19 protein-coding genes and 1 pseudogene are annotated in these 23,062 nt (G+C 36.2%); 4 read left to right on the forward strand and 16 right to left on the reverse strand.

The features are described 5' to 3' along the window. Window positions 1–179 precede the first annotated feature (179 nt). From J3T98_RS10875 to ilvI, 7 genes are all read right to left on the reverse strand, one after another. On the reverse strand, window positions 180–857 hold the full coding sequence (locus J3T98_RS10875) for an IgaA/UmoB family intracellular growth attenuator (protein ID WP_267358092.1): 678 nt from the start codon (window positions 855–857) through the stop codon (window positions 180–182). 80 nt (window positions 858–937) lie between these two features. Further along, entirely contained in the window at window positions 938–1,630 is a 693-nt protein-coding gene (locus J3T98_RS10880; RefSeq protein ID WP_065734165.1) for a Crp/Fnr family transcriptional regulator, read from the reverse strand. Window positions 1,631–1,780: 150 nt separating this feature from the next. Beyond that, on the reverse strand, window positions 1,781–2,953 hold the full coding sequence (gene tsgA / locus J3T98_RS10885) for an MFS transporter TsgA (RefSeq protein WP_267330694.1): 1,173 nt from the start codon (window positions 2,951–2,953) through the stop codon (window positions 1,781–1,783). Between the two features lie 25 nt (window positions 2,954–2,978). Then, on the reverse strand, window positions 2,979–3,686 hold the full coding sequence (gene deoD, locus J3T98_RS10890; protein ID WP_267330693.1) for a purine-nucleoside phosphorylase: 708 nt from the start codon (window positions 3,684–3,686) through the stop codon (window positions 2,979–2,981). 228 nt (window positions 3,687–3,914) lie between these two features. Beyond that, window positions 3,915–5,606, reverse strand: coding sequence for an IgaA/UmoB family intracellular growth attenuator (locus J3T98_RS10895; RefSeq protein ID WP_267362852.1), 1,692 nt, complete (start codon window positions 5,604–5,606; stop codon window positions 3,915–3,917). Window positions 5,607–5,670: 64 nt separating this feature from the next. Further along, entirely contained in the window at window positions 5,671–6,168 is a 498-nt protein-coding gene (gene ilvN, locus J3T98_RS10900; protein ID WP_065563307.1) for an acetolactate synthase small subunit, read from the reverse strand. After that, window positions 6,168–7,886, reverse strand: a complete 1,719-nt coding sequence (gene ilvI, locus J3T98_RS10905; RefSeq protein ID WP_220225906.1) for an acetolactate synthase 3 large subunit — start codon at window positions 7,884–7,886, stop codon at window positions 6,168–6,170. Before ilvI ends, ilvN begins: the two co-directional genes overlap by 1 nt. A 296-nt stretch (window positions 7,887–8,182) precedes the next feature. On the opposite strand from ilvI, the gene ygfZ reads away from it, so the two are divergent. Beyond that, entirely contained in the window at window positions 8,183–9,058 is an 876-nt protein-coding gene (gene ygfZ, locus J3T98_RS10910) for a tRNA-modifying protein YgfZ (RefSeq protein ID WP_267331619.1), read from the forward strand. A gap of 54 nt (window positions 9,059–9,112) precedes the next feature. Here ygfZ and J3T98_RS10915 read toward each other — a convergent pair whose 3' ends face one another. The 5 genes from J3T98_RS10915 to ppdD all read right to left on the reverse strand — a co-directional run bounded on the left by J3T98_RS10915 (window position 9,113) and on the right by ppdD (window position 13,928). Beyond that, window positions 9,113–10,279, reverse strand: coding sequence for a M20 aminoacylase family protein (locus J3T98_RS10915; protein WP_267362854.1), 1,167 nt, complete (start codon window positions 10,277–10,279; stop codon window positions 9,113–9,115). 176 nt (window positions 10,280–10,455) lie between these two features. Next, window positions 10,456–11,196: a prepilin peptidase gene (locus J3T98_RS10920; protein WP_267362857.1), complete on the reverse strand. Its 741-nt coding sequence runs from the start codon at window positions 11,194–11,196 to the stop codon at window positions 10,456–10,458. Beyond that, window positions 11,196–12,365 (reverse strand): protein transport protein HofC, encoded by a 1,170-nt coding sequence (hofC, locus tag J3T98_RS10925; protein ID WP_267362858.1) that lies wholly within the window; start codon window positions 12,363–12,365, stop codon window positions 11,196–11,198. The genes J3T98_RS10920 and hofC overlap by 1 nt, the downstream gene beginning before the upstream one ends. A gap of 6 nt (window positions 12,366–12,371) precedes the next feature. Further along, window positions 12,372–13,490, reverse strand: coding sequence for an ATPase, T2SS/T4P/T4SS family (locus tag J3T98_RS10930; RefSeq protein WP_267362860.1), 1,119 nt, complete (start codon window positions 13,488–13,490; stop codon window positions 12,372–12,374). 6 nt (window positions 13,491–13,496) lie between these two features. Then, window positions 13,497–13,928 (reverse strand): prepilin peptidase-dependent pilin, encoded by a 432-nt coding sequence (ppdD, locus tag J3T98_RS10935; protein ID WP_267362863.1) that lies wholly within the window; start codon window positions 13,926–13,928, stop codon window positions 13,497–13,499. 175 nt (window positions 13,929–14,103) lie between these two features. On the opposite strand from ppdD, the pseudogene ampD reads away from it, so the two are divergent. After that, window positions 14,104–14,640: pseudogene (gene ampD / locus J3T98_RS11240) on the forward strand (1,6-anhydro-N-acetylmuramyl-L-alanine amidase AmpD); the annotation flags it as partial. 3 nt (window positions 14,641–14,643) lie between these two features. Beyond that, the gene (locus J3T98_RS11245; protein ID WP_416380659.1) at window positions 14,644–14,967 is read left to right on the forward strand and encodes a YqcC family protein; all 324 of its coding nucleotides are present in this window, start codon (window positions 14,644–14,646) and stop codon (window positions 14,965–14,967) included. Window positions 14,968–15,011: 44 nt separating this feature from the next. On the opposite strand, the gene mltG is transcribed toward J3T98_RS11245, so the two are convergent. After that, on the reverse strand, window positions 15,012–16,025 hold the full coding sequence (gene mltG, locus J3T98_RS10945; protein ID WP_416379945.1) for an endolytic transglycosylase MltG: 1,014 nt from the start codon (window positions 16,023–16,025) through the stop codon (window positions 15,012–15,014). Between the two features lie 6 nt (window positions 16,026–16,031). Next, window positions 16,032–17,105: an alanine racemase gene (gene alr, locus J3T98_RS10950; protein WP_267353984.1), complete on the reverse strand. Its 1,074-nt coding sequence runs from the start codon at window positions 17,103–17,105 to the stop codon at window positions 16,032–16,034. 244 nt (window positions 17,106–17,349) lie between these two features. Here alr and J3T98_RS10955 point away from each other — a divergent pair, with 244 nt between their 5' ends. Continuing rightward, complete coding sequence (locus J3T98_RS10955) at window positions 17,350–19,467, forward strand: TonB-dependent receptor plug domain-containing protein (RefSeq protein WP_267362868.1); 2,118 nt, start codon at window positions 17,350–17,352, stop codon at window positions 19,465–19,467. A gap of 162 nt (window positions 19,468–19,629) precedes the next feature. Here the strand turns inward: J3T98_RS10955 and J3T98_RS10960 are convergent, their stop codons facing one another. Both J3T98_RS10960 and J3T98_RS10965 read right to left on the reverse strand, forming a co-directional pair. Further along, the gene (locus J3T98_RS10960; protein WP_267362871.1) at window positions 19,630–20,805 is read right to left on the reverse strand and encodes a hypothetical protein; all 1,176 of its coding nucleotides are present in this window, start codon (window positions 20,803–20,805) and stop codon (window positions 19,630–19,632) included. Between the two features lie 970 nt (window positions 20,806–21,775). Next, on the reverse strand, window positions 21,776–23,062 hold a 1,287-nt coding region (locus tag J3T98_RS10965; protein ID WP_267362873.1), incomplete at its 5' end, for a hypothetical protein.

Below are 23,062 nucleotides of genomic sequence, written 5' to 3' on the forward strand. Positions count from 1 at the left end.
ATCTATTTTCATATTATTTTTTAATTTCTTTAATTCGACGTTGATTAACTTTTTTTATTAACTCTTTTAACACCGTTAATCATCGTGGTTAATGACATGACAATATCAATAAAAACATTGCTAATAGCAAATGGTAAATAATTTCTAAATTTGCTTCGAATTGTGGCTTCCAATGGTGTTTATTCTCGTTGGTAGAGTTTTTTATTAATTAAATCGTCTGAATTTACCTCATCGAGGTTTTTCAAATCATTTTTTTGATCAATTTGCGTGTAATCGCGCTCACCATCATAAATAGTGAGTGACTCAATATCAAAAGCATCTATATTATCGTTGCGTTTTTCATAAAATTTGTCAGCATGCTCTTTTAAATGCCCAAAATCTTTAAATTCATATTCCTCGTTTGGATCATAGTTTTCTTGTGCTGTCTTAATATCGTGATTATTAATGTTAACGACAATCCCATACCGTTTGGTAAATACAACTTCTATGATATTAAATTGATCAATATGCTTATCCATATTATATGGAAAGAACAGCTCTATATCGTCTATTTCATAATAATAGTCAATTTCATCAGTATTTTTGTTAAGACTATGACGACAACAAATCCCTTGAAGTTGTGATACTTTGTTATCAACTAGTGAGGATTGAAATTTATAGGGATAAACCGCCATTTTACTGGTTAAAAACGGTTGTAATAGGTCTAGCTCTTCATCCGTTAGATCTCTTATTGGTTCACGTAGGCTTAAGTGGTCGTCTAAATTATCCTTATTTATACTGCGCTCGCCTTTAAAAAGAATAAAGCTAACCATTCCAAAAATTAAAATGCCAATTTTTACAAGCGTAAACCAATCCATAGTCATTCCTTAATCCAATAATTCTTTTATTAAAAAACTGCGTTTTTAAAAAACGAGTTTATTTTTAATCTATTCCTACTCTATTTAGCGAATTTTCCTCTGAATTCGATAAAATCTTTTAAATTATCAATATCCTTAATTTCCAATTTACCAGCAACTTTATGAATAATATCTAAATGAATTAATTCATTAACGGCCCGACGATAGACACGATCGGTAGTGCCAAAACGTTCTGCTTCTAAGTAGTTTTTTTGAAAATTATTAACGGGATGAATATTTAGATGATGCTGATATATATCATAAGCAATGTTATAACAGATTGAATATAAGGTTCTTTTTAAGAAGATATCTAATGTTTCTTGATAATCAAAAGCAATAGCACTAGCAAAAAACAGTGCTAATTTAGGATATTTGAGTAATGATTGATATAATTTATCAATGCTCACGATAGCGACAGTTAGGGCTTCTTCGGCAATGATATCAAATTGACATAAATAGTCGGTAAAAAACTCCATTTCACCAAATATATGCTCATCACAATCTACTGTACCAAGATGGAATCGACGACCATTATTGGCCTGATAGCGTATCGAAATCGTACCATTATAAACAACAACTAAATTATCGACTTTACATCCTTGATGAAAAAGCGTGGTTTTTTCATCGACAATTTTCTTTTCTACAATGCATTGTTCTATAATTGATTCGAGTAATTTATTGTTTTCCTGCCAATAACGGCTAAATCGACCTTTATTTAAAGATTTTAGTTGCATATCACCGAAGTTTTTAACCACAAAATATATACCCCATCAGAATCGATAACATATTGATAGTTAATTATCTATCGCGTTATCTCATTCTGAAGAGGCATCATTATAGTCAACCATTGTAATAAAAGCGATATCCTAAGTTAATTTCATTGATTACTTTTTTAGAGCTCTTTTCTTTAAGAACATTGATATAGCCAACATAACGATAATAACAGCATAATATATTGGTATGGTATTCATAATAACTTGAATGTCTAAATAGTTATGCAGTATTGAGCTAATAGCTGGGCTAAACATCGCCCCTGCACTGCCACTGATTAAAATAAATGAAACATTTTTGCTTGATGCATTTTTTACAAAGGTTACACCATAAGCGACAAAGGCATTATATAAAGCAGAGCAGACGAATCCATATCCATAAGTTAAGTAGCCAATGCGATCAAGGCTATCGTTATCACTGTATTCGGTGTTGACGATCATCAATGTCATAATAAAAGCTAATAAAATAATTGAGATAAAAAAGTGTTCAATTTTAACTCGCGTCACGATCACCGTTGAAACTAATGCCCCAATTAAAGCTGCTGCCCAATATTGGGTAATAATATTGCCAGCCAATTCAAACGATATAGAAAATTTTTGGCTAACAAATAACGGGGCCCACGTTAAGAAGGTATATAATGCTAACATTGCCAAAAATAATCCAATACCAGCAGATAGTATCCCAAAATTCCACTCAGATGGCTGAGACTGTTTGACTGTTGGATGACTAATTAAATCGAAATTAGTCAATATAATGATGAATAACATTAAGACTGTTACCAGCCCAACCATTAAATAGCTACTTGCCCAAGATAAGTCATGCGTTAAAGCGTAGGTAGTAATCAGTGGGAAGATGACACCAGCAATGTTAAATGTCGCATCTTGTACAACTAACATTGTACTTTGTATCTTATCTTGCCAAGTTGATACCACAATCGTCCCCGCAATGCAGAGCCCTATTCCACCACACAAACCAATCAAAGTCATACAAACTTGAAGTATCAAAAGCGAGTTTGTGATATATAAAATGAGCGAACAGGCAATTATAATCGAATAACTAAGCAAGGTGATGCGTTTAATCCCAATAATATCGATTAAAAAGAATGCCAAAATAGTGCCTATTAACGCCCCACCATTTAATAAAGAAAAAATGAATGCGACACTGTTTACATCTGCATTAAAACTCTGTGCTATGGGTTCTATTAGCATACCAAACTGACTGGCAAAGCCAGCCATAATAAAATTAGCTAAAAAACTAATAAGAGTGAGCGATAATTTATTTTTCATATTTCCATCCGAGAAACGCAATAAATTAAGAGTTAACAGCCACGTTTAAAGCAAGTTTGATCATATTATTAAATGTCATTTGCCTCTCTTCCGCGGTTGTTTCTTCACCAGTTAAGCAGTGGTCTGAAACGGTTAAAATCGCTAACGATTCGACATTGAATTGTTGAGCAATTCCATATAGACCAGCCACTTCCATATCGATACCTAACACCCCTGATTTTTCGAGTGTACTTATTAATGTTTCGTCAGGATCATAATAAAGATCACCACTAAATACGTTCCCTACTTTAACCGGTAAATTCATGTTATTAGCCATTTCATAAGCTCGATGTAATAAGGAAAATGTCGCTGATGTAGCAATGTTATAACCATTTGCTCTTTTTTGATTTGTCATCGAATCGGTTCCTGCTGCTACAGCTAAAATCACATCACGCATTTTAACGCTTTGCTGTGTGGCACCTAAAGAACCTACTCGAATAATCCGTTTAACATTAAAGTCATTAATTAGTTCATGTGCATAAAGGGTTATTGATGGAATTCCCATTCCGTGCCCCATTACTGACACGGCTTTTCCTTGATATAAACCAGTATATCCAAGCATATTGCGTACATTACAAATCTCTTTGGCGTCGGTTAAGTAATTTTCTGCAATAAATTTCGCCCGTAAAGGGTCACCTGGCATGATAACGGTTTGTGCAAAGTCGTTGGGATTAGCATTGATATGTGCGGTCATAATATTTCCTGAATAATTAGTAATTTGAATTAATTATAATAAGGAAATTTTTCAGTTAACTAGGACATAAGTCCGAAGCCAATGTTCTATGCCACATTTTTAGAAATTAATTTGGAAATAAATGACTATTGATAAAAAAAGCGCTTAATGCGCCGTTAGATTTAAATTTTCTCGTCTTTAATCTGCCAATTTTTTTTAAAAAAAATCTCAATAATGGTAAAAATCAACTTAAAGTAGATGATAAGTATAGATATTTTTAATTTTAAAGTTACGAATTCGATTCACAATGGGTTTCAATGACAACATAATACCGTTAAAAATGGTGGCTGAAGCGAAAAGCAAAAATAACAGCAGGTTTACACAAATTGGTAATAGATTTTCGCTTATATCTTTTTGGTATAACTCTTGCGTATTTATGGTTAATGTTGAAATGGTATGATTAGCGTCATAATCAACATTCGAAACGAATCCCGACACCGTGACATGATCTGCATGAACGATAGATTGTGGATCTTCACTCTCACCTGATTGAGAAGTTGTATTTTCTTTTAAACCATGTAGAAGAAAATAGCTTGAGGAACTGGCTAAATGAAAAGAGGTATCGGCACTTTGAATTAATGCTTCAATACATCTATCGGCTTTATTTTTAACAGGTACTTCACATGACACATCTAAAAAATTTAATTTCACTACATCACCCGACTTGATGTCGCTAGTAACTAATTTTGATGGATTATCAAAAAACCAACTTTTAGAATCGTGATTGTATTGATGATAAGCAAATAAGAAATTGTCACTCACCTTTGCTTGATTATTGATAGCATAAAGGTAGAACATGCCAGCTAAAAAAAGCCATAGATTACGTCCCCAAAATTTTGGTGTCCCAAATTGTTCAACCTCTTTATTAACCGACATATCGTAGCCATAACGGACAATTTTTTTACTCTCAACATCAACATCTAAATCAACATCAAAAGCGCTATTTTCAGGGATAAATGATTGCCAATTTTTGGGATACTTTAATTTCAAACCATGGCCAATTATAATCTCATTAGATTTAACAATTTTTTTATCTATTTTTCCTTTTATTTGATTAATAAATCGTACTTTAGCTTTATTTTTTGGTTTACGAAAATAAAAGTAAATAGCAACCAGCAAATTCACTGCAAACCAAAACAGATCGTTTAATTCTTTTGTGTCCCAAAAACGATTAAAATAGCTTACGACAAAAGAACAAAAAAATACCGTGAGTATTCCTTTATTTAATTTGTTACGGGAAGCTGATTCTTGAGATGTTTCTTTTCGAACTGATAAAATTTCGTAACCCAATTTTTTACTGAGTTTAACGTTTGGCCTTACTGTATGAATAGCATTTTCATCGAAGTTTTCGTCTTTGAAGTATTTTGAAACGCCGCTCTGCCAATATGCCGAACTCTGTTTATCATTTTTTTCATCAGCCAAATAGGTCGCATATAATGCTGAACCTATTTGGTGATCATTGACCTTAACAGCAATAGCGAAATTTTGCGTAAGCGCAATTTCAACTTCGTTATAATCAGTAAGGTAACGATCCATATTGAAAGGAAATACAACATCAATATTTTGGATTTTATAGGAACAAGTGTTTTCGGTATGCGAAAATTTAGTTTGTTTGATACAACTACCGGATATTAACATCACTTCTCGAGAAACTAATGATGACTTTTTTTTCCCAGAAGATTGGTTCATCGATAAATAGGTTTCTAAACCATCTCTTTCCTGTTTAGTTAACATTCTAAAAGGTTTGAGGTCAGTAAAACTACCGGCTATTAGCTTATTTTTATATTTATTTATTCTAAATTTTTTTATTGGATAAGAAATAATAGAATAAATAAATGAAATAATTAATTGAATTATCGTCAAAAAAACAATAAATGGCATTAAAACTTATTCCTTATAAGTCTTATTTTATAATAAAGTAAAAATTTAACTTTTAATTATAAAATTAATGATTGACTGTTTTTTCACTCCGGGATAGACCGATAATTCCAGAACGCACAATTTCAACAATATTACACGTTTCACGGATTGAGGCTAAAAACGAGTCTAACTTTTCGCTCGTTCCTGATAACTGTACAATATAATGAGTAGCAGTTACATCGACTATCGAGCCTCGAAAAATATCAGCACAGCGTTTTACTTCATCACGCGCATCAGAACCTTTCGCCGCCACTTTAACCAGCATGATTTCACGCTCAACGTGAGGACCTTCGGTTAAATCATTCACCCGATAAACATTGACCAGCTTATGCAGTTGTTTTTGGATCTGCTCAATTACATGCTCATCCCCCGTTGTTTGAATCGTCATACGACTCATGGTTGGATCTTCGGTTTGTGCAGTAGTAATCGATTCAATGTTGAATCCACGTTGTGAAAATAAACCAATGATTCGTGACAAAGCACCCGGTTCGTTTTCTGTTAAAATTGATAGTATATAACGCATTAGGTTCTCTCCGTTTTACTTAGCCACATTTCATTCATTGCTCCACCACGAATTTGCATTGGATAAACATGTTCCGTAGCATCCGTCATGACATCAATAAAGACTAAACGATTTTTTATCGAAAGCGCTTCTTTCAGTTTCGGTTCCAGATCTTCACGTTTATCAATCCTCATACCTACATGACCATAAGCTTCGGCAATTTTTGCAAAATCGGGGAGTGACTCCATATAAGATGAAGAGTGACGACCTGCATAAATCATATCTTGCCACTGTTTAACCATCCCTAAAAAGCGATTGTTAAGATTTAATACAATCACTGGCAAACCATATTGCAATGCGGTTGAAAGCTCTTGAATATTCATCTGAATACTTCCATCACCAGTCACACAAACTACATGCTTTTTAGGAAACGCAAGTTTAACACCTAATGCCGCTGGCAAACCAAATCCCATAGTACCCAGTCCACCAGAAGTAATAAAGTGACGCGGTTTGTCAAATGGGTAATAAAGCGCCGTAAACATTTGATGTTGACCTACATCGGTAGCAATATATGCGTCACCTTTGGTTAATTTATATAAAACTTCAATGGCTTCTTGTGGTTTAATGCTTTTACCTTTGTGGCTGTATGCTAAACATTTGCGCGCACGCCAATGATCAATTTGCTTCCACCAATCGATTAGCGCATCTAAATCACGATCAACATTAATTTCATTGAGTTGAGTTAACATTGTCTCAAGTACTTTTTTAGCATCGCCAACTACCGGAATTGCAGCGGATACTGTTTTAGATATTGACGTTGGATCAATATCAATATGAATAATTTTTGCTTTGGGACAATATTTTTCAACATTATTAGTCGTTCTATCATCAAAGCGAGCACCGACAGCAAAAATCACATCGGCGTTATGCATGGCCATATTCGCTTCATAGACACCATGCATACCAATCATACCTAAATATTTTTTATCAGTTCCTGGAAAAGCACTAATTCCCATTAATGTTGAGGCAACAGGAAGATTTAATTTATCAGCTAAAGATTTAACCGCGTCGCTAGCATTGGCACTAATTACACCGCCACCAATATATAGAACAGGTTTTTTAGCTGATAATAATGTAGTTAATGCTTTTTTGATTTGTCCTTTATGCCCTTGAATGGTTGGATTGTAAGAGCGCATTGAGACTGATTGTGGATAGCTATAGTTATATTTATTTGCCGGATTAACAATATCTTTTGGCAAATCAATCACAACTGGACCTGGTCGGCCTGTTGAGGCAATATAAAATGCTTTTTTTATCGTTTCTGGAATATCTTTGCTATCTTTTATTAAAAAGCTATGTTTAACAATCGGGCGAGAGATCCCAACCATATCACACTCTTGGAAAGCATCATTACCAATTAAATTACTGGCGACTTGACCTGATAAGATAACTAAAGGCACAGAATCCATATAAGCAGTAGCAATACCGGTAATGGTATTCGTTGCGCCAGGACCAGAGGTAACCAAAACGACACCGACATCACCAGTTGATCTGGCATAACCATCAGCCATATGGACAGCAGCTTGTTCATGACGGACTAAAATATGCTCAATTCCACCTAGGGTATGAATGGCATCATAAATATCTAGAACACTGCCTCCTGGGTAACCAAAAATTTGCTTAACTCCCTGATCAATCAAGGATTGAATGACCATTTCTGCGCCTGACAGTTTTGCCATGGTTGTTGCCTCCATTTATAACTAATTTGTCATTTTTCCCCATTTTGCATGAACTAATACAGAAAATCAATAAAGTCAACAATATAAGTTAACTTATTCTCAATTTTGGGTACTAGTACTCATTTTTGAAAGAAATAACTTGTAAAAGTTTATTTTATCTATTTTAATGCAATAATAGTGAGAAATTAATCGATCGACTAATTGATTAATTTTGAATTATTAAAGGCGTTTTCGCTTTTGTTTACGCTCTTTTATATATCTATATTAGGGCTCATTATAATTAAAAGGTGTTTTTAATGGCCAATTCTTATTACAAACAAACCTCCCTATCTGATTGGCAATTAGTCAAAGTATCAGGTATGGATAACCGTACATTTTTACAGGGACAAGTAACAGCTGACCTTAGTCGTATTAACGAAAACTCAGCATCATTCGCAGCACATTGTGACGCAAAAGGACGTATGTGGAGTAATTTTATATTATTCCAACGAGGTGAAGATATATTCTATATCTTACGTAAAAGTGTTGCCGAAAGACAAATTAGTGAATTGAAAAAAACGGCAGTTTTTTCTAAAGTAACTATAGAGCCCGTTCTAGATTTAAATCTAGTCGGATTGGAAGATGATGCAATAGATCCTTCTGTGATTTCAGCATTGGGCGATCACAATTGTATTACTATTGGTGGTGTGACTTATATTAAACTCACATCGCCTAAATTGCGAGTGATAAAAGTATCGTCTGAACCATTACCTACTGATTTACAGCCATCTGATCACTGGTTACAACTTGAATTAGAAGCTGGTCACGCTATTATCGATGCTCCTAATATTGAAAGTCTGCTTCCTCAAGCTTGTAATTTACAACATTTTAAAGCAATAAGCTTTGATAAAGGTTGTTATTGTGGGCAAGAAATGGTAGCTAGAGCGCAATTCCGAGGTGCAAATAATCGCGGGCTTTATCTATTAAAAGGTCATAGTAAAGCATTACCGGAAATCGGTGATAAACTTGAATATGAACTTGAAGGAAACTGGCGTGAAGGTGGTCAGATCTTAGCGGCATTAAAAGTTGGGCAAAATGATGAAGTTTATGCTCAAATAGTGTTAGCAAATGGTTTTGATAGTGAAACAAAATTCAGAGTCAAAGGCCAACCTGATAGTGAATTAAAGTTATAATTTAATATCGATCAAGCAGGAATAGTTTTATAATTATTCCTGCTTTTCAATGTATTAATTTCCTAACTCTTGATGAACAATTTCAACAAAATATTCTGCACCAGTTGTTAAGATCTCATCATTAAAATTATACGACGGGTTATGAAGATTCGCGCCATCTCCCGCACCAATTTTGATATAAACGCCCGGCACTTTTTGCAACATAAAAGCAAAATCTTCTGACCCCATTGTTGGTGGTGAATCAATCACAATCTTATCGTTACCCACAAGTTTTTGGGCAACTTTAATTGCTATATCCGCCTGTTTAGCATGATTGATAGTTGCTGGGTAACGGCGTTGATAATCAACTTCGGCTTTTGTACAAAACGTTAAAGCGGTTCCAGTTGAAATATGTTTGATTCTTTCTTCTGCTAAATCTTGATCTTCAGCACTCAATGCCCTAACTGTTCCACGAATCACCGCATGTTGTGGAAGCACATTCCAAGTATCGCCACTATGAATCTGTGTCACACTAATAACCAACGAATCAGTTGGATTTAAATTACGGCTGACAATTGTTTGCAAGCTATTGACAATATTGGTAGCGGTTAAAATGGTATCTCTACCTAAATGTGGTGCAGCAGCATGTGAACCAACACCAGTAATTTTAATTTCAAAAACATCATAAGATGCCATGACTGGACCATGATTAATTAAAAAATGGTTCAACGCAAAATTAGGTTGATTATGCATACCATAAACAGCTTCGATAGGAAATTTTTCAAATAGACCATTTTCCACCATCACTCGACCACCGCCTTCGTTTTCTTCAGCGGGTTGGAAGACCACCACCACCGTACCAGAAAAATCACGATTAGCACTTAAATATTTTGCTGCGCCTAACAATGTTGCAGTATGACCATCATGCCCACAAGCATGCATTTTACCGGGGATTTTTGAACAGTAGCCAATTTTGTTTTCTTCAACGATATCCAACGCATCAATATCTGCACGTAAAGCAATAGTACGACCTTTATTCTTACCATGAATAACCCCTACTACACCAGTTGGCGCAAAATCGGTATACAGTTCGGTAATTCCAAACGATTTTAGCTTTTCGATAATAAACTGGGTTGTTTGCTTCTCTTCGAATGCAGTTTCAGGGTGAGAATGAATATGATGACGCCATTCAATCATCTCATCTTTTAATGCAGCAATGCTTTTCGCGGTAGTACTAGTCATTGATTATTCCTTACATTTAGCTATAAATCTGAAAAGACTTTAATCGCACTATAATCTTAATTTGAATAAAGTAAAAATAACTAATTCTTTTATCGTTATCTTTTTTAGTTATAAGCCAAGGAGTACAAGAATTTATGTGAATACCCAAAGAGATGTAATTAAAAAAACAATCAAGATCACAAACTGAAAATGATTAAATAACCAGATAACAACAGAAAAGGACCAAAGGCGATCATGTCATGCATTGTTTGCTTATATTTTGCCAAAATAAAAAAAAGTATGCCTGACATTGATGCCATAATTAACAATAATGGAATTAATTGATAAGGTAGCCAAGCACCCAAAGCCGCGGCGAGTTTAATATCCCCACCCCCTAAACCGGCTCGTTTTGTTAGGCAAAAATAACAGACAGCAGGTAATTTAAGCATTAAATAACCACAAAAAACCCCCGTTAAGGCGTCACTGATGGTTAACGAATTTAGATCAAAATAAGCCATCATCAATCCAGCCCACATCAACGGTTGTGTAAAAAAATCAGGCAGTAAAAAATAGCGAAAATCAATCAGTGCTAAAAGCAAAAAATAACTCGCAAGTAGCATTAATAACATACTTTGAAAATTGAGATCTTTGTTCAAATATATTAGTAAAAATAATCCCGCTATAGCCAACTCAAAACATGAATAGCAAAAAGCGATCTTTTGCTGACAAAAATAACATCGCCTTTTTAATATTAACCATGATAGCATTGGAATTAACTGCCAAGCAGAAAGTGGGTGTTGACAATGTGGGCACGAAGAACGAGGAAACGTGATAGCGACCAAATAATCAAACAAAGATTGTGAAGGCGAATATCGCCAATAAGCAACTTGCAGAAAACTACCGACCGCAAGCCCAACACAAAAAACTACGACAGCCATTAATGAATCACATCTCCCATTTGAAATACGGGTAAATACATCGAAATTACTAATCCTCCAATTATCAATGCTAAAAATAGCATCAAAATCGGCTCAAATGCTTTGACTAAATTATCGGTTAAGGTTTGATTTTGTTGTTGATAATAGAGGGACAAGTTATTAAGCATAACATCTAATGATCCTGACTCTTCACCAGCATGAACTAGCTGTACACAAAGTTTAGGAAAATAGGACGATAGCATTTGACTAAAAGCATTACCTTGTTCAATACCGTTAATTATTTTATTGATAATGTCACGATAATAACTATTTCCTGTAGTATTTGCCGAAGCAATAAGTCCTGTTAGTAATGGAATACCTGCTTGCTGAGTGAGCGCTAATGTGTGGAAAATCTGCATTAAGCACTGTGATTGAATCACTTGCCCCAATAACGGCAATGCTAATTTTTGCCGATCAATAGTTAGTTGATAGCGGACTTTAAAAAAACGCTGGAATAAAAAGTAACCCAGCGACGGCACTAATAATATGAGTATACCATTTTGCTGAACCTTATTAGCAATATCAATCACTAGCTGGGTAAAATAAGGTAATTGAGCATCAAAACTTTGATAAATATCGGCGAATTTTGGTAATACAATAAACATCATCACGATAATAACCACTACTGACACTGACAATAAAAAAAGCGGATAACGCATTGCCTTTCTAATCTGTCTATGTAATTGCAATGATTTTTCAAGATGCGCGGTTAGTTGTTCAAAACTGTGATCGAGTTGTCCGGTTAATTCACCAATAGCAATAATTTCACAATAAAGCGCAGGAAATACCGAATGATATTGTTTTAAAACAGAGGACAGTGATTCACCTTTGGCGATTTGCTGACTAATGTCTGATAACAAATACTGCCATTGAGGTTTAGGCTGATCATCAAGAAGTAATCTCAAACTATCAACAATCGATAATCCAGCCTTTAACATAGTGGCTAACTGTTTTGTGATAATTAGCAGATCGCTAGGATTAAAACTTTTTTTAGTAATAATATTTCCGGCACGAATTTTAATCGCGATTTGACCTTGCAATAAAAGCTGTCTTTTCACATCTTGCTTTGATGTGGCAATAATCTTATTTTGATGAAAATTAATGTCATACCAAAAATAGATCCGCTTCATACACTATCACCCAATGACTACTTCACCTAAAACCCGATTTAATTCAGCCAAAGTAGTGATACCTTGTTGTACTAATTTAAAGCCAGTTTGTAGTAATGTGACTCTATTATGGGGTGAGATTGGTTGATTAGTTATAATCTGTTGTTGCACTTCTGGGGTCACCATTAACAGTTCATATACACCTACTCGGCCTAAATAACCACCTACACACTTGTCACACCCCATGGCGATAAAGTGTGGTGAAGGTTGATTATCAATTAGGGTTAGTTCACTAGCAACGACTTTGCAATGTTGGCAAAGCTTTCTCACCAAGCGTTGAGCGATAACCAATTTCAAACTGGACGATAAAAGATAATTTTTGATGCCCATTTGATTTAACCGAACTATTGCTTCAACACTCGAATTAGTATGCAAAGTGGATAATACTAAATGGCCTGTTTGAGCTGCTTGAATGGCAATTTCGGCAGTTTCATGGTCACGAATTTCGCCAATCATCATCACATCTGGATCTTGGCGCAATAAAGCGCGTAATATCACCGAAAAAGTTAGACCGGCTTTATGATTAATCGCAGTTTGATTAATACCTTCTAAAGGTATTTCGATCGGATCTTCAACACAACAAATATTACATTCAGCTTTATTTAGATGCTTTAACGCACTATATAAAGTCATAGTTTTACCACTGCCGGTTGGGCCAGTAACCAAAATCAACCCTTGCGGATAATCTAAAATCTGTTTAAGTGTGAGAAGATCTTGTTCGGTTAATCCTAAATCATTAATGGTTAGCTCAGATTCATGATTATCCATAACCCGCAATACAATCTTTTCACCATTGATCACCGGCAAGGTAGCAATTCGCATTGCATAGTTATTAATTACCAATTGACCATCTTGCGGTAAGCGGTGTTCAGCAATATTTAAATTAGCCATAATTTTTAATCGGGCGGTGATCTGCTTAGCAAGGCTAAGTGGTGGTATTAGCCTATTTTGCAAAACGCCATCAATTCTCATGCGTATTCGATAGTAATTTTGATAAGGCTCGAAATGAATATCAGATGCTCGCTTATCCAGTGCTGATAATAATAGCTTATCGAGACTTTCAACCAATTGATCTTCTTGCATCATAATTTATTAAAATTTAAAAATATCTTCACAAGCAGCTTTTAAACTATCATCAACAGGATTGGTGACACAGGCACGTGACCAATCTAAATTGCCTAACGATGAGTTCAACTTAGGTGTTAAAGTTGTGGTTAAGTTAGATAACGCGCTCTTACCGACAATAGTAATCACGCCTTTAGTAACATTGATCGAAGTAACATAGTTAGTCGATCTTGTCGTGGGCACACCATTTGCTCCAGCATTACATTTATTTAATGCGCCCTGCTCAATAGCACAAATTTCAATCGCTGTTTTATAGGCTGTCATTGATTGAAGCATATCGGTTAAAGCGGCCTTTTTGACATAACTTTGATAGGCTGGCAAACCGATAGCTGTTAAAATGGCGACTACCACAATGGCGATCATTAACTCAAATAAGGTAAATCCAGACTGCTTGTACATAAATTCCTCTAAAGATTAATCAAATGATAGATAGAGTGACTTTATAGCAAACTGAAAAAATGAAATAATAACCAGATAAAAGATTTGGAAGTTAAAATACAAATTGATTACCACAATCAACATTGTATTAATCAAAGTTGTGAACAAGATCGCAATACACACTATTGGAGCCATAATGACCTTGAAAGTGTTAAAAATAGTTGATGGTTGGATAAGCAATATCAAACAGGTCAAATCGCCGTATTATAATGATCGCACTGACCCCATCACATTATTAGTTATTCATAATATTAGCCTGCCACCCAACCAATATGGCGGTCCTTATGTTGAACAACTTTTTACCGGTAAGCTCGATCCGAATCAGCACCCTTATTTTGCCGATATCTATAAATTACAAGTATCAAGTCACCTATTTATAAGACGCGATGGCGAAATTATTCAATTTGTGCCATTTAATAAACGTGCTTGGCACGCAGGTAAATCAGTATTTGAAGGTAAAGAAAACTGCAACGACTTCTCAATTGGCATAGAAATGGAAGGATGTGATACCGACAACTTTACCGAGGCACAATACCAGCAACTTGCCAACGTTACCATACTATTACAACAAACCTACCCAATCGAAAATATAACTGGACATAGTGACATCGCCCCAGATCGCAAAACCGATCCTGGTCCTTATTTTGATTGGAATTATTATCAAACACTGATTAATATGAAAACAATTTCAATACAACTGAACTTAATTAAAGATGAACTGCAAAACCTTAACTTATGGCAACCCTCACCCCCTAAGGCAGAAGCTTTTTTAAGTGAGCAGCCATTTGCACTCGACACCATGCAACCGCATGAATGGTTACAGTGGATCTTTATTCCGCGCATACAGGCGTTAATCGATGCTAAAAGCGAAATACCTAAATTTGCTCTTCACCCATATTTTGAAGAGGCATTCAAACAGCAAGAAATAGAGGTAGATGATTTATTAGCGCTAATTAAACAACTTGATGAATTAACCACCACTCGGTCAACAGACGAATAATCGAAAAGAGAGACAGCCACAACCGTGGCTGTAAAATTGAAAAATTAATTGTTCATTCTGCGGTATTCATTAACCGCTTGTTGATGATTACTATAATTGCTACTAAATGTATGGCCACCAGTACCATTAGCAACAAAGAATAGATAATTCGTTTTAGCTGGATGTGCGGCTGCTTCAAGTGATGCTAAACTTGGCATAGCAATTGGTGTTGGTGGTAGCCCCTCAATCACATAAGTATTATAAGGATTATTGGTATCAGTCAAATCAACACGCCTAATCGTACCCGTATAATTATCCCCTAACCCATAAATAATGGTGGGATCGGTTTGCAACTTCATATTTGCTTTTAAACGATTAACAAAAACCGAAGCAACATTAGCACGTTCAGAGCTTATGCCTGTTTCTTTCTCAATAATCGAGGCAATAATCAGCAACTCATAAGGTGTTTTATAAGGCAGATCTTTATCGCGATTATCCCACACTTTTTGTAGATTGTTTTTCATAGTCAAATGGGCGCGCTTAAGAATATTAATATCTAAACTATCTGCGGTATATTGATATGTATCTGGTGATAACCAACCTTCCAATTTTCCATCATCAATGCCCAATATTTTCGCAATCTCATCATGTGACTTACCGGTCAATGTTTGCTTGATATAAGGCGTATTACTAAGCACATTTAACCAATCCTTAGCACGCTTACCTTCAACAAATTGCACAAAAAAACTGCTCTCTTTACCCGACACCAACAACTTTAAAAACTCATCAACAGTCATATGAGGATGTAATTGATAAGTTCCAGCTTTAATCGAACTTAAAGAGGGATTGAGTTTATACAAATAAGGCAACAAATACGCTTGTTGCATTAAATCACTCTCCTTAACTTGCTCAACTAATTGATGCAAAGAGGTGCCTTTTTTCAACACAAACATCTGATTATCAGCCGTGACATTCATATGTTGCTTAGAAAATTGTTGTAAATAATAATAACCAATAGCTAATGAGCCACCGACGAGTAAAACTACCGTCAGTAACGTATACAAAATAAATTTTTTAATCATAACCTAGTCTTTATAACGAATTTTTGCGCGTGAAGTTAAGCGCGTTAATAACTCATAAGCACTCATTCCCGTGTGCTTAGCGATTTGTTCAACCGGCAACTCCTTGCCCCAAAAAATGACTTCGTCGCCGGGTTTATCCTGGCAGTGTTGTCCTAAATTGACCACAATCATATCCATAGAAACACGACCAACAATCGGTACCAAGCGACCATTAATACTCACGGGTGTATTTTCTGGAATATCGCGCGGATAACCATCACCATATCCCATCGCCACAACCCCTAGTACAGTGTCACTTTCACTTGTCCAAGTTTGACCATAACCAACTGATTGTCCTTTTTCGTGCTTACGTACTGCGATTAATTCAGATTTGAGCGTCATAGCGGGTTGTAAATCAGCGACTGCATCAGAAAATGGCGAAACCCCATATAACGCAATACCAACTCGAATCATATCAAGATGAGAATCAGGCCAAGCAAGCAAACCACCTGATGCTGCAATCGATTGTTGACAGCCATTAACCGAACGAGCAAATTCATTAAAACGTGCTATTTGGGTATTGGTTTGTGAAGAACCTAACTCATCTGCACTACTAAAATGGCTAATAATATTGATCGGCTGGCGAACAGCTTTACAGCTAGCTAAACGATTAAACTCGTTTATTGCTTCATCAAAATGAAAACCTAAACGGTGCATACCAGTGTCAATCTTAAACCAAACTGTGATCTCATTTGCAAAAGGGATCGTATTTAAAACATCGATTTGCCAACTTGAATGGATAACTGGTTGCAAATTAAAATCAAGCAAATCGTTAATGTCATCATGCGGAAAAAAACCTTCCAAAAGCACGATAGGACCACGAATACCAACTTGACGCAAAGCTATTGCTTCTGAAACTCGTGCAACACCAAAACAATCAACTTTACCATCCAACAACTGAGCAACCCCTTCCATGCCATGGCCATAAGCATTCGCTTTAACCACTGCCATTAAAGTACAGTTTGGAGATTTTTGTTTAAAAAATTCAACATTGTGTAAAATTGATTTACGATTAACTTCTACAACAGCAATAGACATTTTGCATAACCTAACTTATATATTGAGTGGTTATTGTAAAATTTGTTATCGATAATCACAAATAAAAAATCGGCAATTTGCGTGATTTTGTTATTAAAAATGTGACAAAGTTAAAAAATCCACACTGATCCTCAAAGTTAATACAATTCGAATTAATTTAATTATTTACATCTATAATAATAATGATTATCATTTGCGTTTTATATCAATACAACGTTATACAAAAGAGACAAAGAGAAGTTTTATGACCCCAAAATTACATTATATTGCAATATTAACTATCTGTTTTTGTGCTGATAGTTATGCAGAAGAAAAAAAAGGCAATCCACAAGATACCATTATCGTTACCGCTGATCGGAATGAAAAGACAGTATGGGATAGCTCAGTATCTGTCAATGCAGTCAACCGTGACGAGATTGAAAAACTCAATGGCGATTCTGTGGTTGAAGCACTGCGTGATATTCCAGGCGTTGAAATTACCGATAACGCACTAGCAGGACGCAAACAAATCATGATTCGTGGTGAAGCCCCTTCGCGTATTTTAATGTTAATTGATGGTCAAGAAGTGACTTATCACCGTTCCGGACACGGTTCAAGTGCTGGTGTATTAATCGACATGGAATCAGTTGAACGCATCGAAGTGATTAAAGGGCCTCACTCAGTATTATATGGCTCGCAAGCGATTGGTGGTGTCGTTAACTTTATAACCCGTAAAGGAAGTAAAGATGGAAAACCACTAACAGGAGATGCCAAATTAATCTATAACCAATCGACCAATGGCTTTACCGAAATGGGCACGGTAAACGGCACGATTGATGAAATATTTGATTACCGAATCAGTGGAACCTACTCTGAAAACAATGATCGTAAAGCCTATCAAGGCAAACTGCATGATACCGACTTTGATAATAACAGCATAAGCTCATGGTTTGGACTCAACTTTGATAAACACAAATTTGGTATATCATTAGATCGTTATAAACTGAATACTAAAACCTACACCGATGATAACTCACCAGAAATAAAAGAATTTTGGGTAAACATTCCACTACTAAAACGTGAAAAAGTGGGATTCTTTTATGATTATGACGTCGATGCAGGTTTCTTAAAAAAACTGCATTATGATGCTTACGCCCAAAAACTAAATCGTCAATTTAGAAACCATGTCGTAGTATCACCTATACCGATAAGGAAAGTAACGACCAACACGGCCACCAATGACGAACAAAAAACCTATGGCATGACATTCCAATCAGACATGCAACCACATAAAGATATGACATTAATTGCTGGTGTACAGTATCAACAAGATAATGTTGACCAAGACTCACATAATGTCGTGATATCAAAAATGCCTGCACCACCAGCTAGTTATACCCAACATAAATACCTTACTAACAAATGGCAACAATCGAGTATCGCACTATTTGGGCAAAATGATTGGGCAATAACCGATGATATCTCTTGGAATCTTGGTGCTCGTAAATATTGGGTCGAATCAAAACTAAAAAACGGCAATACCACCATAAATAAAATCCCTGTTATGGGTTCGGCAACAACCAGCCACAGTATCGATCGAAAAAAGAAAACTCATGATAACAACTTTGTTGTATCGTCAGGATTAACCTACTCAGGTTTTAAAAACACCCAACTAAGAGCCTCGTTTGCACAAGGTTATGTTTATCCAACCCTTGCACACCTTTATGCCGTCACCTCGGCTGCTTCGCAAACGATTTATGGAAACTCGCATCTAAAAGCTGAAAAATCCAACAACTACGAAATTGGTTTACGTTATAACAATAACAAATTATTAGTTGATGGTGCTATCTACTTCTCGGATGCAAAAGACTATATCACCCAAATGAACTGTAATGGCTCATCGATTTGTAGTGGCGCATCCGGACGTTCTATTACCTATTATGGCAATGCCAACAAAGCCAAAACCCATGGCTTAGAATTAAGTGTTGAATACCTAGACCTTCCGGTGAATCCTTATCTAAAAGGGAATTACCTAAGCCGTAAAATCGAGACAGATACCTACAGCACTCGTGACACCGGCAACCCACGCTTTACAGGGAGTGCAGGGATAAAACATACTGCTTATTTTGATAAATTTGATATTGATTCAGACCTATTTATGCGATTTGCCACCAACGCAACAAAACGCGGTGATTCATCTGTTTATCACTACAGCGGATGGTCAACATTAAACTTATCAACCACAACCTCATTTGGCGCTAATCGCCAGTACCATATTGGGTTAGACCTCAATAATATCTTAAACAGAAACTACACCACAGCTTACGAATCGATACCAGCAGCTAAATTCCACGCTATCATTAGCGCCAGTATGAAATTCTAGCGATATAGCAAGGCAAAAGAATCTCTACGCCTAAAAAAATCCGCCCTAGTTGGGGCGGATGGTTTAGGAGTTAGACACTATAAAATTGCTTGTTATCGCTCGACTACGTTGAATTTTCGATTCTTTAGTGAATATAATTATTTTTTCACCCAAGTAATGATGCTAAGGTAAAGTACAAAGCCCTTCCGAAATGCTTTCATAGCCAGTATAAGCCCAATGTATCTTACCCTCCGCAGGGTAAACAACAAACCGATTATCGTTGCCAGGAGCTATAACATTGGTCCAGAACCTGTTAGTACCAAAGCCGGCTTTTTCATATTTGTTTAGATTACCCCACTCTGCAATAAAGCTGGCACCAATTCTACGCTGATAATGATCATCAGGTGAAGAAGGTGTAGCACCAGTCACTTCATGACGTGTTGCATTAGTTAAATCTTTAACCGTAGGCATACGGTAACCAATTTTATTACACCAAGACTCCATATTAGAATAGGTATAATAACCTTGACCTCGGTTGACAAACCATTGTTTTATCTGAAATCCATACTTGACAGCCCTCTCACCATTATGGGCATAATGACCAATTAACTCAAAAGTCTGAGGGAAAGTAGGCTTAGCAATAAGACCAGGATTGTTAGAATTCCATTGGGATGCCTTCGCAACTGGACCGGTTAAAGTAACCCGTACGCTTGTCGGTGTGGGATTGCTCATAGTAGCGGTGATACCTCCCTGAGTGACAGAAGACCAAGCCAATTTCTGACTATTACCAGCAATTTCTAAATCAAAGTACATGTTATTAGCACCCGTAGTCGGAAAGTTTTCACCATAATAATTTGGCCTAGTATCCTGGGTGAAAAAACCCTTATAATGGTTCCAAATAGAAGATGGACCAGGGTGCTTATCTAGCTCATCTGCAATCAAAACGGGTTTGGCAAAACAAACCTCTGGTTCAGTCTTAGGGTTAGGAGTAACATAATAAGTCACACTACTTGCATTGAAAGTACTACTACGAGGAACCCCATAACGTGTGAATAGTGTACCATCCGTACTGGTTAATTTAAGACTATAAGGGGCACCACAATGCCCTAATACTGTATGACGTGGTACAGCTCGGCTGTATTTATCGGTGACAGATAAACTTAAAGTACCTGTAGCTGTAACATCTGTATCGCCATCATTATCCCCCCAATATTTATAAGTATCAATAAGCCTACTTAATGCGACTGAATCTGTATTAACTGGAACAAACATGTTAACGCGAGCAAGACTTTGACCAGCAACAGGTAAGACGATTGGTGCTAAAGAAGATGAAGTATTAGTTGAAGGCGTGTATTGCACACCATTTGATAAAGTAATACTGAGCAGACCATCAGTATCAACCGCACGTGTAAGTCCACCGTCATAAGTTAAATAAGGCGCACTACCCTGAATATGATTTCTTGTTGTCTGTGAAGTTAATGCATGGCTGGAATAAAAAGGTATGAGTAAAAGGCCTAGCGGTAAAAAGATCTCTCGAAATAATTTAGATCGACAAAATGATCCAAATGACGATCGGAACGACGATCGACTGCGTGATCTTAAATTTTTGTCAATTAATAAACTGGAGTGTAAAAAAAGAGGCTGAGAGTTTAAATTTGGCGAATTTAAATTAGAGGTTGACCATGTTGCCTGTTGCCTGTTGCCTGTTGAAAATTGTAATCCATATTCGACTATCCTGTCAAGTAATTTTTTGATTTATTTACTATTTTTTGTTTGTTGATTAAACTTTAGCTATTCAGCTAAAGTGATCTAGAAGTATAGTGATTGGAAGAATATGACGCAATAATTTTTTCACTTTAGAACGTTAACTTTTGTAAATAAGAGCATAAGAAGATCTAAAAAATTACTAGTTAGATTATGTCTTAATTGGCAAATATTAACTTTATAAATCTTTAGAATTATAGTTTTTAATCACGTGAGAATTTAATTTTATTCAAATTTTGTTCATTTATTGATTTGTAGGTGGGGTTTTAAATGCCAAAAACCCCGCTCCTCAACTTTTCTGATATAAAAATAATTAAAATACATCATCATTTAAAGCCAAATTATTCATATGGCAACATTGCAAGGTGGAATTTTAAACGCTGAAACTACTACTGCTCAAAAAATCCCCCCCCGGTTGAGGGATGATGATGAACGGGGGGGGCTAAACTATAAAATTGCTTTTTATTTGACAACTATTTTGATTCTTAAAGTCAACTACTCCTTGATAATTTAACGCTACCTTTATCCCCTCAAGCTTTAAAGCCTAAGGAAGAAGGAATAAATACTAAGGATAAGTGCAAAGCCCGTAGGTATAGTCGTTGTTGTACCAATCCACACCACCGTTGGTAATGTTCACGATAAACGGACCATTACCATCCGAGTCACTAGTCCAAATCCAATGGTTGATAGGGGTGAAGCCAATGTCTGAAATATTGTTCACACGCCCCCACTCCGAGGAAAAACCAGCACCAATATAACGCATGTAAAGAAAAAAATCTGAGGTAGGCGTGGCGCCAGGTATGATTACATCTGAACGAACTACATGTTTTGCATTTGTTATATCCTTTATCTTAACAAGGCGATAGCCTGTACGATTACACCAGGATAATGTATTAGGATAATTGTCCCACTTAGTACCACGGTTGACGAACCACTGCTTCAATGTGAAACCATATTTAATAACAGGATTACCTTGACCATCACGACCGACCAACTCAAAGGTCTGAGGCAAAATAGGTTTGGAAATAAGACCTGGATTGTCTGAATTATGCTGGGATTCGGTAGCGAAAGGACCTGTTAAAGTAACACGTACGCTTGCAGCAGTTGAATTAGACATTGTAACTGTGATTCCCCCCTGAGATAATGAAGACCAAGACAAAGGTTGACTAATACCTCTAATATCTAAGTCAAAGTACAATCCATTAAGACCAGTAGTAGGAAAGTTTAAACCATAACGAGATGGGTCAGTTGACTGAGTAAGAAAACCATAACGAGAGTCAAACATCGAAGGCCACTCAGTCGAATAGTAATTCAGATTAGGCTTAGCAAAACAAACCTCAGCCGCCTTAGGATTAACATAATAAGTCACACGACCTGCACTAAAGACACTACGATTAGGAATTCCGTAACGAGTATATAACATAACTTCAGTATTAGATAAGGTAACAAGATAAGGTGCCTTACAAATCTCTGGCACGGTACTACGTGAAACAGATTGACGGCTGTTATCGACGATAGATAAACTTAAACGACCAGTAGCGGTAACACCAGAATCACCATCATCATCTCTCCAATAATTATAAGGAGGACCGATAAGAGAACTTAAAGCGACTGAATCAGTATTAGTAGGAACAAACATACCTATATCAGCAAAACTCTGACCCGCAACCGGCAAGACGATTGGCGTTGTTGATGAAATATTGGTTGAAGGCGTGTACTTAGTTCCGTCAGAAAGTGTAATACCAAGCAGACCGTTAACATCTACCACACGAGTACGACCACCATCGAAAGTCAAATAAGGTGCACTACCCTGAATCACATTCGAGGTTTTAGAGGTTAATGCATGGCTGAA

Origin of the sequence: Gilliamella sp. B2772 (genome assembly GCF_026536985.1) — a bacterium.
Taxonomy (GTDB): Bacteria; Pseudomonadota; Gammaproteobacteria; order Enterobacterales; family Orbaceae; genus Gilliamella; species Gilliamella apicola_E.